Origin of the sequence: Glycomyces rhizosphaerae (assembly GCF_042647865.1) — a bacterium.
GTDB classification, from domain to species: domain Bacteria; phylum Actinomycetota; class Actinomycetes; order Mycobacteriales; family Micromonosporaceae; genus Glycomyces; species Glycomyces rhizosphaerae.
Genome location: NZ_JBHRWO010000012.1, coordinates 380,758 through 397,410, shown reverse-complemented (window position 1 = coordinate 397,410; position 16,653 = coordinate 380,758). Strand labels below are relative to the sequence as shown.

The 16,653-nt window shown below is 68.0% G+C and carries 13 protein-coding genes; 6 read left to right on the top strand and 7 right to left on the bottom strand.

What is annotated here, in order from left to right:
* The first annotated feature begins 211 nt into the window (after nucleotides 1-211).
* Nucleotides 212-2,185 (top strand): potassium transporter Kup, encoded by a 1,974-nt coding sequence (locus ACFO8M_RS16105; protein WP_387977377.1) that lies wholly within the window; start codon nucleotides 212-214, stop codon nucleotides 2,183-2,185.
* A gap of 45 nt (nucleotides 2,186-2,230) precedes the next feature.
* Here ACFO8M_RS16105 and ACFO8M_RS16100 read toward each other — a convergent pair whose 3' ends face one another.
* From ACFO8M_RS16100 to ACFO8M_RS16090, 3 genes are read right to left on the bottom strand one after another with little or no spacing between them, the layout of a single operon-like run.
* Nucleotides 2,231-3,304 carry an AAA family ATPase gene (locus ACFO8M_RS16100; protein WP_387977375.1) on the bottom strand — a complete coding sequence of 358 codons (1,074 nt, stop codon included), beginning with the start codon at nucleotides 3,302-3,304 and terminating at the stop codon, nucleotides 2,231-2,233.
* The gene (gene pnuC, locus ACFO8M_RS16095) at nucleotides 3,301-3,945 is read right to left on the bottom strand and encodes a nicotinamide riboside transporter PnuC (RefSeq protein ID WP_387977373.1); all 645 of its coding nucleotides are present in this window, start codon (nucleotides 3,943-3,945) and stop codon (nucleotides 3,301-3,303) included. Before pnuC ends, ACFO8M_RS16100 begins: the two co-directional genes overlap by 4 nt.
* Nucleotides 3,946-3,966: 21 nt before the next feature.
* Nucleotides 3,967-4,650 carry a cyclase family protein gene (locus tag ACFO8M_RS16090; protein WP_387977371.1) on the bottom strand — a complete coding sequence of 228 codons (684 nt, stop codon included), beginning with the start codon at nucleotides 4,648-4,650 and terminating at the stop codon, nucleotides 3,967-3,969.
* 191 nt (nucleotides 4,651-4,841) lie between these two features.
* On the opposite strand from ACFO8M_RS16090, the gene ACFO8M_RS16085 reads away from it, so the two are divergent.
* From ACFO8M_RS16085 to ACFO8M_RS16075, 3 genes are read left to right on the top strand one after another with little or no spacing between them, the layout of a single operon-like run.
* A complete protein-coding gene (locus ACFO8M_RS16085) occupies nucleotides 4,842-6,371 on the top strand; it encodes an alpha-N-arabinofuranosidase (protein WP_387977369.1) in 1,530 nt (509 codons plus the stop codon).
* Nucleotides 6,368-8,641: an alpha-L-arabinofuranosidase C-terminal domain-containing protein gene (locus tag ACFO8M_RS16080; RefSeq protein ID WP_387977367.1), complete on the top strand. Its 2,274-nt coding sequence runs from the start codon at nucleotides 6,368-6,370 to the stop codon at nucleotides 8,639-8,641. Before ACFO8M_RS16085 ends, ACFO8M_RS16080 begins: the two co-directional genes overlap by 4 nt.
* Nucleotides 8,642-8,689: 48 nt before the next feature.
* Nucleotides 8,690-9,676, top strand: coding sequence for a LacI family DNA-binding transcriptional regulator (locus ACFO8M_RS16075; RefSeq protein WP_387977365.1), 987 nt, complete (start codon nucleotides 8,690-8,692; stop codon nucleotides 9,674-9,676).
* Nucleotides 9,677-9,905: 229 nt separating this feature from the next.
* On the opposite strand, the gene ACFO8M_RS16070 is transcribed toward ACFO8M_RS16075, so the two are convergent.
* Nucleotides 9,906-10,901 (bottom strand): zinc-dependent alcohol dehydrogenase family protein, encoded by a 996-nt coding sequence (locus tag ACFO8M_RS16070; protein ID WP_387977364.1) that lies wholly within the window; start codon nucleotides 10,899-10,901, stop codon nucleotides 9,906-9,908.
* 94 nt (nucleotides 10,902-10,995) lie between these two features.
* Between ACFO8M_RS16070 and ACFO8M_RS16065 the strand changes: the two genes are divergently transcribed.
* The gene (locus tag ACFO8M_RS16065; RefSeq protein ID WP_387977362.1) at nucleotides 10,996-11,331 is read left to right on the top strand and encodes an ArsR/SmtB family transcription factor; all 336 of its coding nucleotides are present in this window, start codon (nucleotides 10,996-10,998) and stop codon (nucleotides 11,329-11,331) included.
* 73 nt (nucleotides 11,332-11,404) lie between these two features.
* Here ACFO8M_RS16065 and ACFO8M_RS16060 read toward each other — a convergent pair whose 3' ends face one another.
* Both ACFO8M_RS16060 and ACFO8M_RS16055 read right to left on the bottom strand, forming a co-directional pair.
* A complete protein-coding gene (locus ACFO8M_RS16060) occupies nucleotides 11,405-11,848 on the bottom strand; it encodes a hypothetical protein (protein ID WP_387977360.1) in 444 nt (147 codons plus the stop codon).
* 223 nt (nucleotides 11,849-12,071) lie between these two features.
* Nucleotides 12,072-14,138 carry a cellulase family glycosylhydrolase gene (locus ACFO8M_RS16055; protein ID WP_387977358.1) on the bottom strand — a complete coding sequence of 689 codons (2,067 nt, stop codon included), beginning with the start codon at nucleotides 14,136-14,138 and terminating at the stop codon, nucleotides 12,072-12,074.
* Between the two features lie 330 nt (nucleotides 14,139-14,468).
* Between ACFO8M_RS16055 and ACFO8M_RS16050 the strand changes: the two genes are divergently transcribed.
* On the top strand, nucleotides 14,469-16,070 hold the full coding sequence (locus tag ACFO8M_RS16050; RefSeq protein ID WP_387977356.1) for a carbohydrate-binding protein: 1,602 nt from the start codon (nucleotides 14,469-14,471) through the stop codon (nucleotides 16,068-16,070).
* 81 nt (nucleotides 16,071-16,151) lie between these two features.
* Here ACFO8M_RS16050 and ACFO8M_RS16045 read toward each other — a convergent pair whose 3' ends face one another.
* Nucleotides 16,152-16,616 (bottom strand): VOC family protein, encoded by a 465-nt coding sequence (locus ACFO8M_RS16045; RefSeq protein ID WP_387977355.1) that lies wholly within the window; start codon nucleotides 16,614-16,616, stop codon nucleotides 16,152-16,154.
* Between the last annotated feature and the right edge of the window lie 37 nt (nucleotides 16,617-16,653).

Sequence of the window (16,653 nt, the reverse complement as noted above, 5' to 3'; positions counted from 1 at the left end):
CCGTCCAAATTATGACATCGCCCGAACCTTCGGTCAAGCATTGATGAATGTCGATTCCTGATTGCGGAGTTCGTTTTTGCGACCCCGTCGACAGGTCGCACGAAGATCGAGGATCGGCGTCAAGAAAACGTATGAATTTGTGAGGAACAGTCACGAGGCGGTTTTCGGGGCAATTCGCGGGCTAGGATCCGGCCCGGAAAGGAGCCCTCCCGTGACCGCTCAAACCAGTGCAGTGACCCCCGATCCCGGCTTGGAGCCGAGCCCGGAGTTCCCGCGAAGTCCCACGGCCGGCGGTGCCGCACGACTCGCCCTGGTCGTCGGCGCTCTCGGCATCGTCTACGGCGACATCGGCACCAGCCCCATCTATGCCCTCCAGACGATCTTCAACCCCGCAGACCCCCACCCCGTGCCGACGAGCACCGACAACGTCTTCGGCATCATCTCGCTCATCTTCTGGTCGCTCCTGATCATCGTGACGATCTTCTACGTCGGTTTCGCCATGCGCACCGACAACGACGGCGAGGGCGGCATCATGGCCCTCATCACCCTCATCCGCCGCCACAGCGAGGGCCGCGGCCGCAAGGCCGGCTTGGTCCTCGCCGCTCTCGGCATCTTCGGCGCCGCGCTGTTCCTCGGCGACAGCATGATCACTCCCGCGATCTCCGTGCTCTCGGCCGTCGAGGGCGTCAAGACCATCAACCCCGACCTCGAGACGTTCATCATCCCCGTCACCGCGGTCATCATCGTGGCCCTGTTCGCGTTCCAGCGCAAGGGCACCGCGGCGATCGGCCGCTGCTTCGGCCCCATCATGATCGTCTGGTTCACGACCCTCGCCGTCCTGGGCCTCGGCGGCATCGCCCGCAACTCCGAAATCCTCAGGGCCCTCTCCCCCGTCTACGCGATCGACTTCCTGTTCGGCCACTTCGACATCGCGTTCTTCGCGCTCGCGGCCGTCATCCTGACATTCACCGGCGCCGAGGCGCTCTACGCCGACATGGGGCACTTCGGACGCAAGCCCATCTCCCGCGCCTGGCTGTTCATGGTCTTCCCCGCGCTGCTGCTCAACTACATGGGCCAGGGCGCGCTCATCCTGGAGGACACCGGGAACATCGCCGGCTCGTTCTTCCTCCTCGCCCCCGAGTGGGGCCGCATCCCGCTGCTGCTCCTGGCCGCGACGGCGACCGTGATCGCCTCGCAGGCCGTCATCAGCGGCGCCTTCTCGGTCGCCGCGCAGGCCTCCGAGCTGGGCTACCTGCCGCGGCTGCGCATCGCCCACACCTCCGAGCACCATTACGGCCAGATCTACGTGCCGTGGATCAACTGGCTGCTCATGATCTCGGTCCTGACGCTGGTGTTCGCCTTCCGCACCTCCGAGTCGCTGGCCTTCGCCTACGGCATGGCCGTGATCGCCACGATCGTCATCGTCACGGTCCTGTTCCTCTACATCGCCCGAGTGCGTTGGGGCACACCGAAATGGGTCCTGGTCAGCGGTGGCGGGCTGCTGCTGGCGATCAACGTGACGTTCCTGGCGGCGAGCACCACCAAGATCATTCACGGCGCGTGGCTGCCGCTGCTCATCGGCCTCACCGCGTTCACCGTGATGATCACCTGGCAGAAGGGCCGCGAGGTGGTCTCGGCCGAACGCGAACGGCGCGAAGGGCCCTTGCGCGAGTTCGTCGACAAGCTGCGCCGGGGCGAACCGAAATGCGCCCATGTGCCGGGGACCGGTGTGTTCCTGGGCCGCGGCAAGGACACCGCGCCCTTGGCGCTGCGGGCGGCGCTGGAGCTCAACCACGCCCGGTACGCGCACATCGTGATCCTCTCGGTCGAGACGCAGCCGGTGCCGCGCGTCCCCGAATCCGAGCGGATCGTCGTCGACGACCTGGGGCACGACAACGACGCGGTCATCCATGTGACCGCGCGGTTCGGTTACGCCGAGGCACCCGACGTGCCGCGCGCGCTGCAGCTGGTCGGCCAGGAGCAGTCCGAGGGGCGGCGGCTGCGCTTGCGCAACGCCACCTACTTCCTCTCCACGATCCAGCTCCGGGCGGGAACCGAACCGACGATGGCGAACTGGCGCAAGCACCTGTTCATCGCCACCTCCCACATCACCTCCGATGCGGCGGAGCACTTCCAGCTGCCGCGCGACCGCACGATCATCGTCGGCTCCCACATCGAGGTCTAGATGCCGAGACGGCCCGGTCGCGCTGGCGACCGGGCCGTTCGCGCGTCAGCGGTATTCGGGGAGCGGCTTCGTGAAGTGCCAGCCTTCCGCGATGAGTGCGTCGACCGCCTCGACCGCCCGCTCGAGCCGTTGCTCGTGCGGGCCTTGGAGCTTGACGTAACGGCGACCGGTGCGTTCGAGTTCCGCCTCGAAGCGCGCGGTCATCCACGGGCGCAGGTGCTCGTCGGCGCGGAGGCCGTCGTCTTCGAACGGGACGCCCTCGTGGTCGGTGAGAAGGTAGAGGTCGTGCTCGAATGCGATCGCCTCGACCTCGGGGTTGCGGTCCCCCAGATAGCGCTCGTGCCAGACGGTCGTCGCGAAGGCGTCGGTGTCGCAGAACAGGACCGAGCCGCCGGCGCGGACGACCCGCTCCTCGAGTTCGTTCTGGCGCTTGGCGATCAGCGGGAAGTCCTCGGTCGCGAAGCGGACGTCGTTCCAGGTGGCGTCCGGGTTCGCGGCCTGAAGTGCGCGCAGTTTCTCCTCACTGAAGATGCGGCCGTACTCCCCCACGCACCGGGTCTGGGACCAGACGCCGCCGCGCTCCCGGTAATGCTCGGCCAGCGCCTCCGCAACCGTGGTCGTGCCGGTCGATTCGGCGCCGAGGGCCACGACGCGAAGCGCCAGACCGGCTTTCACGGGGCCTTCCAGGTAGTCCCAGTTCCCGGCCGGGTCGGCCCGCACCTTCGTGCCGGAGACGGGGAACGCGCCGCGGTCCTGGTCCACTTCGATGTGGACGGCGCCGAGGCGGCGGGCCAGTTCGGGGCCGTAGCTCTCGGAGGTGAAGAGGGCGTCGATGCGCTCGGGCACGGCGGCCTTGAAGATGTCGACGTGGGCCTGCCAGATCGCCTCGTCGTTGAGGTCCATGTGGACGTCGTCGACCGCGCCGATGACTTTCGCCTCGGGGTGGGCCTCCTGGAGCCAGGCGACTCGAGTCGCCAGGGGGATCGACTCGACGGTGGCGTGGGAGACGAGGACGGTGAGGCGTTCGCATCCGGCTTCGGCGGTGCGGATCAGGTGGTGGTGGCCGGCGTGCGGCGGGTAGAACTTGCCGAGGACCAGGCCGTGCTCGGGTCGGGTCATGCGGTGGCCTCGGCCGGTTGGGCTTGGGCGGCAAGGTCTTTCTTCCAGTTGAGCAGGCCGATCACGCACAGCGCCATGAATCCGATGTAGAGGATCGAGGTGAGGTAGAGGCCCTTGTAGGCGTACAGCGGGACGTACACGATGTCGGCCGCGATCCACAGGTACCAGGATTCGACGCGCTTGCGGCACTGCCCGTAGGTGGCGAGGAGGGAGAGCACGGTGGTGAGCGCGTCCCAGAACGGGACGGTCGAGTCGGTCGCCGCGGTCAGGAGGATCGCGATCCCCGCGAGCCCGATGAGGCCCGCGCCGATGAGGCCGAACCATTCGATGCGGCCGGTGCGGCTCACCGGGAGGGCGTCGGCGGCGGGGCCGCCGCCTTTCACCCAGTTCCACCAGCCGTAGACGCCGAGGGCGATGAACACGAGCTGCAGGCCCGCGTCGGCGTAGAGGCCGCTGTCGGTGAAGATGAGGATGAAGAGCAGGCAGTTGGCGATGCCGATGCCCCAGTTGGCGATGTGCTGGCGGGCGACGAGCCAGACGCACAGCGCGCCGGTGATGAAGGCGAGGCCCTCGGCGAGGGTGGTGGGGACTTCGGCGATCGTGAACAGGGGCAGGTACAGGAAGTCCATGAGGGCGTTCATGCGGGGTCCTTCTCGGGGGTTTTAGGACTCGATGATGGCGTAGGCGCGGGTGGGGAAGGTGCCGAAGCCGTGGATGCGCGGCGGGACGGCGTGGAGGCGGGCGCCGGTGGCAGGGAGCTGCTCGAGGCCGGTGAGGTGTTCGAGGATGGGGATCCCGGCGCCGAGGAGGGTCGTGTGGGCGGGGCGGGGGCCGACGCCGGCGGCGTTGTCGATGTTGACGCTGTCGATGCCGACGAGGACCGCGCCGGCTTCGACCAGGAACCGGGCGCCTTCGGCGGTGAGGTAGGGGGCGTCGGCGGTGGCGAGGTAGGCGTCGGTCCCCCAGTGGCGGGACCAGTCGGTGCGCAGCAGGACGGCGGTGCCGCCGATGGCGTGCGCCGCGAGGGATTCAGGGCCGATCGCGCGGTTGGCGGCGCCGCTGAGGTCGATGACGGTGGTCGGCACGTCGGCGACCTTGGCGAGGTCGAGGCCGGCCAGGTCGAAGCCGTCGGGGTAGCGGTGGTTCGGGGTGTCGAGGTAGGTGCCGGTGTTGGCGATCATCTCGATGCGGCCGATCGAGAACTCGGTGCCCTCCTCGTAGTGGGACCTGGAGTCCTCGCGGGTGAGGTACGGGGTGATGACGGGCCCGGGCATGCCCGGGTAGGTGGTCATGCCCGCGGTGATCGGGTGGTTGAGTTCGACGAGTGTGCGGTTGCGTTCGGCCATGCCGCATGGAATCACGGGAACTCCGGCCGTGTCCACGGGTATCCGGTCGTGCTCAGTCATCGGGACGCGGCGAATTCCGTTCCGCGCCGGACTTGACATGGACGGTGAGGGACCGGGTAGAGTGAACCGCGCTTTACCGATAAAGATCATTCACGCCAACACCGCTCGTTCGACCGCCAGGAAGGCCCCCAATGAGCAACGACGCCGTCTCCGCCGTCATCAACGTCGACATCGAAGGCCCCAAGATCAGCAAGCACGTGTACGGCCACTTCGCCGAGCACCTGGGCCGCTGCATCTACGGGGGCTTCTACGTCGGCGAGGACTCCGACATCCCCAACGAGGGCGGCATCCGCCTCGACGTCGTCGAGGCCCTCCGCGCCCTCGACATCCCCAACCTGCGCTGGCCCGGCGGCTGCTTCGCCGACGAGTACCACTGGATGGACGGCATCGGCCCGAAAGAGGACCGCGCCGCCATGATCAACACCCACTGGGGCGGAGTCGAGGAGAACAACCACTTCGGCACCCACGAGTTCATGGCCCTGTGCGAGCTGCTCGAGACCGAGCCGTACATCTCCGGCAACGTCGGCTCCGGCACCGTCCGCGAGATGAGCGAGTGGGTCGAGTACCTCACCCGCGACGGCGACTCCCCGATGGTGCGCCTGCGCAAGGCGAACGGCCGCGAAGAGCCGTGGAAGGTCAAGTTCTGGGGCCTGGGCAACGAGACCTGGGGCTGCGGCGGCAACATGAGCGCCGAGCAGTACGCGATGGACGCCCGCAAGTACGCGACCTACTGCCGCGACTACGGCGACAACAAGCTCTACCGCATCGCCGCCGGCGCCGCCGACTTCAACTTCGAGTGGACCAAGACGCTCATGGAGCAGCTGAGCCACATCGGCTGCCAGCGCGTCGAGCGCAAGCTCTACAACGCCGTCTCCGTGCACTACTACACGATCGCGGGCACCTGGGACGACAAGGGCAAGGCCACCGTCTTCACCGACGACGAGTACTACACGACGATGCTCAAGGCCAACCGCACCGACGAGCTGCTCACCGGCCACGCCAACGTCATGGACCTGTACGACCCGACGAAGGAGATCGGGATCGTGCTGGACGAGTGGGGCACCTGGTGGGACGTCGAGCCCGGCACCAACCCCGGTTTCCTGTACCAGCAGAACACGATGCGCGACGCTCTCGTGGCGAGCCTCCACTTCGACATCTTCCACAAGCACGCCGACCGCCTCATCATGGCGAACATCGCGCAGACGGTGAACGTGCTGCAGGCGATGATCCTCACCGACCCCGACACGGGCGCGCTGGTGCTCACCCCGACCTACCACGTGTTCCAGATGAACAAGGGCCACCAGGACGCCGCCAGTCTGCGCGTGGACGCCCCGAAGGGCCTCCCGACCCGCGAGGTCGACGGCAAGGAGCTGCCGACGGTCTCGGTCTCGGCCTCCCGCAAGAACGGCCGCCTGCTCGTCTCGCTGTCCAACCTGGACGCGAGCGAGGGCCAGGACGTCGAGATCGACCTGCGCGGCGGCGGGCTGGGCGAGTATGAATCGCTCATCCTCACCGCCGACACGCTGCAGTCGCACAACACGCCTGAGGCGCTCGAGGCCGTCGCGCCGCGCGCGCACGAGGGCGTGAAGGTCGAGGGTTCGAAGCTGCGCGTGCACCTCCCGGCGCACTCGTTCGTGACCGTCTCGGGTGCCCTCGCGTGAGCGAGCGGTTCACCGTCCGCGTCGGCGCCGCTGGCGCCGACGCGGCCCCCGACCTTTGGGGCCTGTTCATCGAGGACTTGAACGACGCCCTCGACGGTGGACTCAACGCCGAATTGATCCGCAACGGCGACTTCGAGTTCAACGAGGCCGACCGCGAAGGATGGCACGCGCTCACCGGGTGGGACGCCGTGGGCGAGGTGGAGGTGCGCCACGAGGACCCGGTGCACGAGAACAACGCGCACTACCTCCGCGTCACCGGCCCGGCCGTGCTTGCGAACGAGGGCTGGGACGGGATCGGCCTCACCGAGGGCGACCGACTCTGGCTCACTTGTTTCGCTCGCGCCCAAGGTGAACCGGTCCGGTTGGAGACCGAGGTCGGCGACGGCCTCGCCCGCGCCGGAGCCTCAGTGGCCCCCGGCGGCTGGCAGCGCGTCGAGATCGACTTCACCGCGGCCGCGACGGGGCGCGGCGAGCTGCGCATCGCGGTGCCCGAGGGCGCCGTGGTCGACCTCGACTGCGTCTCGCTGCGGCCACTCGACACCGACGGCGAACCGCTGACCTTCCGCCCCGATCTCCTTGCGGCGCTGCAGGACCTGCGGCCCAGCTTCATCCGCTTCCCCGGCGGGTGCCTGGCCCACGGCCTCGGTCTGGAGAACATGTACCACTGGAAGCGCACGATCGGGCCGCGCCACGAGCGCGAGCAGATCCGCAACCTGTGGGGCTACCACCAGTCCCGTCAGATCGGGTACGTCGAGTACTTCGAGCTGTGCGAGGCCACCGGCGCGACGCCGATCCCGATCGTCGCCGCCGGCGTGTGCTGCCAGAACACCCCCGGCGGCGGCAAGCCGATCCCCGAGTCGGAGATGGACGCCTACGTCCAGGACGTGCTCGACCTCGTCGAGTTCGCCAACGGCGGCACCGACACCGAGTGGGGCGCCAAGCGGGCCGCGCTGGGCCATCCCGAGCCGTTCGGGCTGCGGTACCTCGGCATCGGCAACGAGGACCAGATCACCGACGCTTTCCGGGACCGCTACGCGCGCATCGAGGACGCGGTGATCACGGCGTACCCAGAGATCACCGTGATCGGCACCTCCGGCCCGCAGCCGGCCGGGCCCGACTACGAGGCCGGGTGGGCGTACGCGCGCGAGCGCGGGACGCCGATGGTCGACGAGCACGGGTACCAGATCCCGCGCTGGTTCCACCAGAACACCGACCGGTACCAGGCGTACGACCCGGCCGAGGCCAAGGTCTACATCGGCGAGTACGCGGCCCGGTCGAACAAGGTGCGCTCGGCACTGGCCGAGGCGGCGTACATGATCGGGCTCGAACGCTGCCCCGAGGTGGTGAAGCTGGCCTCGTACGCGCCGCTGCTGGCGCGGGTGGGGCACACGCAGTGGGAACCGGACCTCATCTACTTCACGGCCGACGAGGTGCGCCCCAGCGCGTCCTATTTCGTGCAGCGCGGCTTCGGCGAGGAGCGCGGCGAACGCGTCCACCCGGTCGAACTCGAAGGCGTGCAAGCGGTTCCAGTGGCGCTGCCCCGGGAGGGCACCGCGCGGCTGCGCTCCGATCGAGCCACCGTCGCGTTCACCGACGTCCGTCTCGACGGGAACCGCCTGCCCGACGCGGTCACCTCCGCCGAGGGCGAAGGGGTCCTGCTCGGCGGCATCGATCCGACCAGCGCCGAACTGGAATTCGAGGCCGTCCAGCAGGAGGGCATCGAGGGCTTCACCGTCGTCCTCGGGCCCGAGGCGCCCCAGAGCTTCCTGGAAGTCCACATCGGGGGCTGGCAGAACAAGTCGACCACGGTGACGCGCAGCGACGACGGGATCGGCGAGTGCGACCACGGGCCGATCCCGTGGACCGGCGTCCAGACGGGGAAGCCGGTGCGCGTCCGCGTCCGCCTCGACGGGCCGCGCGTCCAGGTGTGGGTCGACGGCGAGCTGCGGCACGACTACGAGCAGGACCTGCGGCCCGAGCGTCGCGTGGAGGCCGGAGTGCTCTCGCGCGCCCGCACTGGAGGGAGCGAATACGTTCTGCGGCTGGTGAACGCGACCGACCTGGCCCGCACGGCGTCGGTCGTGCTGCCCGAGGAGGGCCCGGTGTCGGGTTCGATGCGGGTCCTGGCGGGCGCCGGACCGGACGAGGGCGTGCCGGGCGAGACCTCGCCCATGACCCTTGTGGAGGTGACTGCGAAGGGCGATAACGGTGTCGAACTGGAGTTGCCCCCGTGGTCCTTCACGACGGGCGTCATCCGACCTGTCGGATGATGGGAGGATGGAGCGGCAGATGAGAGGCGGTAACCGACTATGGTGACGATGAGCGACGTGGCGCGGCTGGCCGGGGTGTCGAAGATGACCGTATCCAATGTGGTCAACAACCGGCCCGGGGTGAGCGACCCGGTGCGCAAGCGCGTGCTCGAAGCCGTCCAGCAGTCCGGTTACCGCCTCAACGTCAACGCCCGCACCTTGAAGGCCGGGCGCACCGGGGTGATCGGTCTCGCGGTGCCCGGCGTCGACCAGCCCTACTTCGGGATGCTCGGCGAGCACGTGATCGCGGCGGCCGGAGCCAAGGGCTTCCATGTCGCCATCGAGCAGACCGGGGCGGCCGAGGAAGGCGAGGCCGAGGCGATCAACCAGTCCCACCGCCTGCAGTTCGACGGGCTCATCCTGAGCGCGGTGATCCTCGACCCGCGCGAGCAGACCAGCAGCTGGAGCGATTTCCCCATCGTGCTGCTCGGCGAGCGCGACTTCGGCCGGACCATCGACCACGTGGGCATGGACAACGAGGGCGGTTCGCGGGCGGCCACCGAACACCTCATCGAGCGTGGCTGCACCCGGATCGCGAACGTCACCGGTTGGAGCCTCGAAGGCGTGCACGTCGGCTCGCGCCGCCACCGCGGCTACACGGACGCGCTGAAAGCCGCCGGGATGAGCGTCGACCCCGCACTCGTGTGCCTCTCCGGCATGGGCCAGGAGACCGGCCGCCGAGCGGTGCACGACCTCCACGAAGCGGGCGTGGACTTCGACGGCGTCGTCGCGATCACCGACACCGTGGCGATCGGCGTCCTGCGCGGTCTGGCGGACCTGGGCCTGCGCTGCCCCGAGGACGTGCGCGTGATCGGCTTCGACGACATCTCCGTCTCCGAGTTCCTCACTCCGTCACTGTCCACTATCGCTCCCGACCACCGCTGGATGGCCGAGAAGGCGGTCGAGCTCATCGCCGCCCGCCTCGAAGACCCCGCCCGGCCTCCCGAAGAGCACACGGCCCCTTTCGAAATCAAGATCCGCGAATCCACTCGCTGAGAACGCCGCCGCTCGCGACCGGGCGATAGAATCCGGACATCCAGCCCCTGGAGGTCCAGCAGATTGCCAAGGACAACCTGGCCTACCGGCGATCCCGTTCCGGGTCCCACAGTGAGCCCGAGAACACGCCCGGACCAACTGCCACGCCAGAGCGGGGGAACGCCGCAGCGTGGGGACTGGGCGGCGGCTCCAGCATCGATTGACGATAGGCCCCTCGACTGAATCGCGATCAGTGGACGGTGGCCACGAGCTTCCCGAACTGCGCGCCCTGCTCCATGTGACGGTGGGCGTCGGCAATGTCGTCGAGGGCGAAGACGCGGTCAATCGTCGGCGTGAACGTGCCGTCGCGCAGGCCGGAGCCGATGAATGCCGCCGCCACGCGCAGCCGTTCGGGATTGCGGGTGGTCTCGTGGACGAGGAAGGTGCGCATGTTCAAGGCGGGCATGCCGAGGTCGAAGCCCGGGTAGGGCGTCGGCTGGCCGGAGAGCGCGCCGTACAGGAACAGGGTGCCGTCGGGGGCGACGGCGCTGGCGAGGTCGGTGACGCCGGGTCCGGCGACGGCGTCGAAGGCGAACTCGGCGCCGCGGCCGTCGGTGCATTCGAGGACCTTCGCGGCAATGTCCTCCTTATCCGTGACGATCACTTGGGCCGCACCGGCTTTCAGGAGTGCGTCCTTTTTGACCTGGGTCCGGGTGGTCGCGATGGGGATCGCGCCGAGTCGGTTCGCGATCTGGATCGCGGCGAGGCCGACGCTGCTGGAGGCGGCGGTGATGACGGCGGTGTCGCCGGGCCGGATGCCGCCGACTTGGGCAAGGGCACCGTAGGCGGTGAGGTACGGCATCCACACGGCCGAGCCTTCGACGGCGTCGAGCGTTTCGGGGCGAGCAATGAGGGCGGCGACCGGGACGACCGCCCGCTCGGCGTACACGCCGTAGTCGTTCATCGAGAACGTCGGGATCACGCTGACGGCTTGGCCCGCGCGGAAACCGGTGACCCCCTCCCCCAGCGACTCGATGACGCCGGCGGCTTCGGCTCCCAGCCGGGCCGGGAACGACCGGGCCTGCTCGATGTAGACCCCGCCGCGGAACAGCGCCTCGGCCCGGTTGAGGCCGACGGCCTCGATCCGCACCAGCGCCTCGCCTGGTCCGGGCTCGCCCACTGGGACGTCCTCGACGCGCAGCACCTCGGGGCCGCCGTATTCGTGGAAGCGCACCGTCTTGGCCATGTCCAGCTCCTTCACCGCATAAGTACGATCGTGATCGAAGTTCGATATTGATCATACTTCGATGGTGGTCGTATGATGGGCTCGGGAGGTCGACATGCGGACGGCAGAGCGTAAGGGTCAGGGGCGGGTGCCCGCGCACCCGGAGATCGGCGACGTGTCGCTGCAGCAGGTGCTCGAAGCCCTCGTGGATCCGGTGCGGCGCAGCATCGTCCGCGAGCTGTACACCTCGAATGAGGACCGCGCCTGCGGGACGTTCGGCCTGACAGTGAGCAAGTCGACCGCGACCCACCACTTCAACGTGCTGCGCGAGGCCGGGCTCATCCGCCAGCGGTACGTCGGCACTTCGCGCATGAACACCTTGCGCCGCAGTGAGATCGAAGAGGTCCTTCCCGGGCTTCTCGAAGCCGTCGCGGGTCGCGGCGACGACTGAATTGCGCGTGCAGCCCTGGCCCCCAACGCCAGGGCTGCCCCGAACCGCTCAGCGGTTCAGTGCAGACGGCCGGCTAGGCCGTGATCTCTCCGCTGTAGTTGTGCCACTTGTAGGTGCCGCTGCTCGACGCCCAGATGTGGATCCGGTACGTGTGGTTCTCGGCGACGTTGCTGTCGCAGACGGTCATGCCGCCGGCGGAGTTGCTGGTGTTCGTGTCGTCGAAGCAGACGGGACCGGTGTTCTTCCAGTACCAGTACCCGGCCGGGTCGAGGGTCTTGACCTGGAGTTGGGCGCGGGTGCCCCAGCCGTCGGCGCGGAAGTCCAGGAGCGCGAGGTTCTCGCCCGAGCTCGAGCTTTCGGCCCGACCGCCGTTGTAGATGGAGTCGGGGTCCTTCCAGAAGGCGGTGCCGCTGCTGGCGGCCTGGGCCGCACTCGGCGCCAGCGCGAATCCGACGAGGGTCGCGGCGGCGAGCACGGTGCAGGCGCGCGCCACGAGCTTGGATGAACGGATGGACATACAGTCTCCAAATGATCGGTGCAACGGCCGAAGCCGGTGCGGACGTAGGGGATCGTCGATTATCAATACGCCGCGACGCGCCAGGGAGTTGCACCGCTCCCACAGAAATTTCTCCAAGTTGGACGGAAGTCCGCACAATGGAATCCAAACACGGTGAGGACCATGTGCGAGAGACGACGAGCGGCCCCGGCGCGAGGCGCCGGAGCCGCTCCTATGTGTCAGGTCAGGTGAGCGAGCCGGTGACGTTGCCGCCGGATTCGGTCACGTAGTAGGTGACGGTCTTGCCGCTCCAGAAGTGGAACGTCAAGGTGACCTTCTGGCCGTCGTTGACGTCGTTCCAGAACGCGGTCGGCAGGCTGATCGTCCCGGCCGTGTAGTCGGGGCTGAACGCGCGGGCGAACTCCTTGTAGGAGGTCCAGTTCTGCGGGCCGGCGTTGGTGCCGTCGGCGTACTTCGCCTCCATGGTCGCCAGCTGGTCGCCATTGAACTGGGTCGGGATCGCGAAGGTGCTCGAGGCGCCGGTCGCGGCCGACATCGTCGGCTGGTCGTAGGAGATGATACTGATCCGCCAGGGCGTGCCCTGCGAGAACACCGCGTGCAGGTCGGCCTTGACCCCGTAGTCGCGGTCGCCGAGCAGGCTGGTGAGCCGGCCGGCCTTGATCGTGAGCGTCGAGCCCGAGATCGTGTAGTCGGTGCCCTGCACGAGGTCGGTCGTGCCCAGCCGCAGCGACTGGAACGTGGTCCCGTTCAGGTTGAGGGTCAGCGAGACGTCGGCGACGGTGCCCGACTTCGCCACGTACACCTGGTCGGAGGAGGCCGTGCCCGAGCGGGAGGTCCAACTGGCCTTCATCATGTTGTAGAGCTCGGCGTCGCGCCACTGGAAGGTGGTGCGGTTGAAGTGCTGGCCGTTGTCCCAGAGCTGGAGGGTGAGGCCCTTCTGCTTCGCGTAGTAGCCCACGTACTCGAAGAACTTCAGCTTCTCGCCCTGCTCGACGGTGCCGGTGTGGGCGTCGAAGCCCAGCAGGCCCCACTCGCCGACGATGACCGGGATGTCGTTCGCGATGAACTCGTCGTAGGCGCGGTTGAAGTACCCCTCGATGTCGGCCTGGACCTCGGCGTTGAACTTCGTGTAGCCCGCAACGTTCACGCTGAACGGCCAGAAGCCGTAGAAGTGGATGGTCGCGGCGATGTTCGGGTCGTCGAGTGCGGTGATCGTGCTGCTGAGCGAGTCGAGGTGTCCCTGGTCGGCGCTGGTGTGCAGGGTCGGGAGGACGAGCACGCGGGTGGCGTTGCCGCCGCCGGTGCCGCGCACGATCTCGTGGAACTGCACGTTGAGGTCGTTCAGGAGGGCGTGGGCGGTCGCGTCGTCCACGTTGTTGAACTGCGGCTCGTTCACGCTCTCGAACAGCACCTCGGGCGGCGCGTCGCGGAAGCGGGTCGCGAGCTCGGTCCAGATGGCCTCGTAGCGGGCCTCGACGACGGTGCGGTTGGTGTTCATGTCCGCCATCCAGATCCACGAGTCGTGGTGGATGTTGATGAGCACATGCAGGTCGGCGTTGAGCGCGTACCCGACGACCTCCTGGACGCGGTCGAGGTAGGCGTCCTCGACGGCGTAAGGGGCGGTCTTCGACTGGTGGTTGTCCCAGGTGATGGGGATGCGGATGCTGTTGTAACCCTGGGCGGCGATGTTGTTCACCAGCTCCTGGGTGACGCGCGGGTTGCCCCAGGCGGTCTCGTCGGCGCCGACGGCGTCGAGCGTGTTGCCGAGGTTCCAGCCGGGCTCCATCGCGGCGACGGTCTCCATCGCCGTGGCGCCGCCGGTGGGCGGCGGGGTGGTCGTGGGCGGGGTGCTGGGCTCGCCGATCGTGCCGGTGCAGACGACGCCGTTGAGCTTGAACTGGGTGGGCACGCCGTTGGTGCCGCTCCAGGAGCCGTTGAAGCCGAAGGAGACGGAGGCGTCCTTGGCGATGGACCTGTTGTAGCCGAGGCTCTTGGCGGTGACCTGGTCACCGGTGTTGGTGTAGGACGCGTTCCAGATCTGGGTGATGCGCTGGCCGTTGGGGAAGGTCCACGCCAGGTCCCAGCCGTTGATCGCGTCGCCGAGGTTGGTGATCTTGACGTCGCCGGTGAAGCCGCCGCCCCATTGCGAGGCGACCTTGTACTCCACTTTGCAGCCTTCGGCCGCGTACGCGGCGGAGGGGGCGAGTATGGCGAGGCCCGCCGCCACGGTGGCGACCGCGGTTATCGCCAGGGCGATCAACCTGCGAGTTCGTCTCTTTACGCCTTGCATGGCACTCCTTCATGTCCACTTCGACTCTCGGGGGGAGGGGTGCCCGTACCGGGGGTTGCATCGAGCATCCTCGATACAAGACTAAGTTGGGTCACCAAACTTTGTCAATCGCCCAGGCGGGAGTCGACGCCGGAATTCCGAACAGGAACGTGAATGTCCGATATGCACCCTTGACAGAGGAAAGCCTTTTCCTTACGCTCATGGCAACCGGTTGATTCATACATTTCGATGTTTAAGTCAATGGGTCTGGGGGCCTCTCAGCCTCAGTCACGGTGAAGCTTGCGAACCGTAATTTGGCACAGCAACAACGCAGTTGCGAAGGGAAGCAACATGTCTCGTCGAAGAAGCGTGCGCACCGCGCTCGTGGCCGGGTTCGCCGGCATCATCGCCACCGCCGCCACACTGGTGGCGATGAACTCGGCCTCAGCGGCACCCGTCCGCTACGAGGCCGAAACCTCGCCCGCCACGTGCTCCGGCACGATCGATTCCAACAACGCCGGCTTCTCCGGCAGCGGTTTCTGCAACACCCCGAACGCGACGGGAGCGACAGCGCAGTTCACGGTGACCGCCGCCAGCGCGGGCACCGCCACCCTTGGCATCCGGTACGCCAACGGCACCACCGCGACCCGCCCCGCCGACATCACCGTCAACGGCTCGGTGGCCCAGTCCGCCAGCGCCTTCGGCGGCACAGGCGCGTGGACCACCTGGTCCACCAAGACCCTCACCGTGCCGGTGAACGCCGGCAGCAACACGATCCGCCTCACCGCCACCTCCGCCGACGGCCTCGCCAACATCGACTACCTCGACTTCGAGGTCGGCGGCTCGGTTCCCACGACCCCGCCGCCCGCTGGCGGCGCGATCTACGTGGCCCCGGGCGGCTCCGACTCCGCCGCGGGCACCGAGGCGGCCCCGACCACGCTCGCCACGGCGCTGAGCCGCGTGAACGCCGGCGGGACGATCTACATGCGAGGGGGCACGTACAACTACTCCTCGACCGTCGTGATCGACCAGGACAGCGGGAGCTCCAGTGCCCGCACGACGCTCGCGGCCTACCCGGGCGAGCGGCCGGTGCTGAACTTCTCGGCGCAGACCGAGGCCTCCGCGAACCGCGGCCTGGCGCTGTACGCGAACTACTGGCACCTCAAGGGCCTCACGGTGGAGCGCGCCGGTGACAACGGCATCTTCGTGAGCGGCAGCAACAACATCCTGGAGCGCACGCTCACTCGCTACAACCGCGACAGCGGCGTCCAGCTCTCGCGCCAGTCCTCCACCAGCACCACGGCGTCGTGGCCGGCGAACAACCTCATCATCAGCGCCGAGTCGCACGACAACGCCGACTCCGACGGCGAAGACGCTGACGGCTTCGCCGCGAAGCTCACCGTCGGCTCGGGCAACGTGTTCCGGTACGCGGTGGCGCACAACAACGCCGACGACGGCTGGGACCTGTACACCTACTCCGACTACGACCCGATCGGCACGGTCCGGATCGAGGACTCGCTGTCGTACCGCAACGGCACCCTTTCGAACGGCACCGTCTACAGCAACGGCGACCGCAACGGCTACAAGCTGGGCGGCGAGAACGTCCCCATCAACCACACGGTGGTGCGGAGCATCGCGTTCGACAACGGCCAGCACGGGTTCACGTTCAACTCGAACCCGGGCTCGATGACGATCTCGAACAACCTGAGCGTCGACAGCGAGGAACGGAACTTCCAGTTCAGCTCGGGTTCGCACGTGTTCCGCAACAACACCTCGTGCTTCTTCAGCGGAGGCACGAACGACAGCATCTCCGGCAACTCGGACAGCTCGAACCAATTCTGGACGGGCAGCAACGGGTCCCGCTGCTCCAACTACTCGGGCGCTCTCGGCTGGTCCTTCGACTCGGCCGGCAAGCTCGTGGTCACCCTCGGCGGCAGGGTGGTGACGCTGTAGCCGAGTCCCGATACGGACGCGAAGGTGCCGCCGAGACCGAGTCTCGGCGGCACCTTCGCGTTCTGGTCCGGCGGGAGGGCCTCAGCCCTGCTGCTGAGCGGCGGCCCGCTTCTCCATCTCCTCGGGGGAGACGTCCTCGACATGGCTGGAGACGTTCCACTTGTGTCCCCACGGGTCCTCGAAGGTGCCGCTCCGGTCCCCGTAGAACTGGTCGGCGACGTCATTGAGCGACTTCGCCCCGGCCGCCAGCGCCGCGGCGAAGACCGCGTCCACGTCGTCGACGTACACGTGGAGCGACACGGGCGTCCCGCCGAAGTGCCCGGGGGCGTAGGCGTTCATCTCGGGGGCCTCGTCGGAGAGCATGATCATGGAGTCGCCGATCTCGAGTTCGGCGTGGCCGATCGTGCCGTTCGGGGCGTCCATGCGGCCGCGTTCGCCCGCGCTGAACACGGTCTTGTAGAACTCGATGGCGTCGGCCGCGCCTTTGACGTGCAGATACGGCGTCACGCGCGGGTATTCGTCGGGTATCGGTTTCACCTTGGCCATGGCACTGCCTCCTTCGTCGGCCGGGCACTGCGCGTCC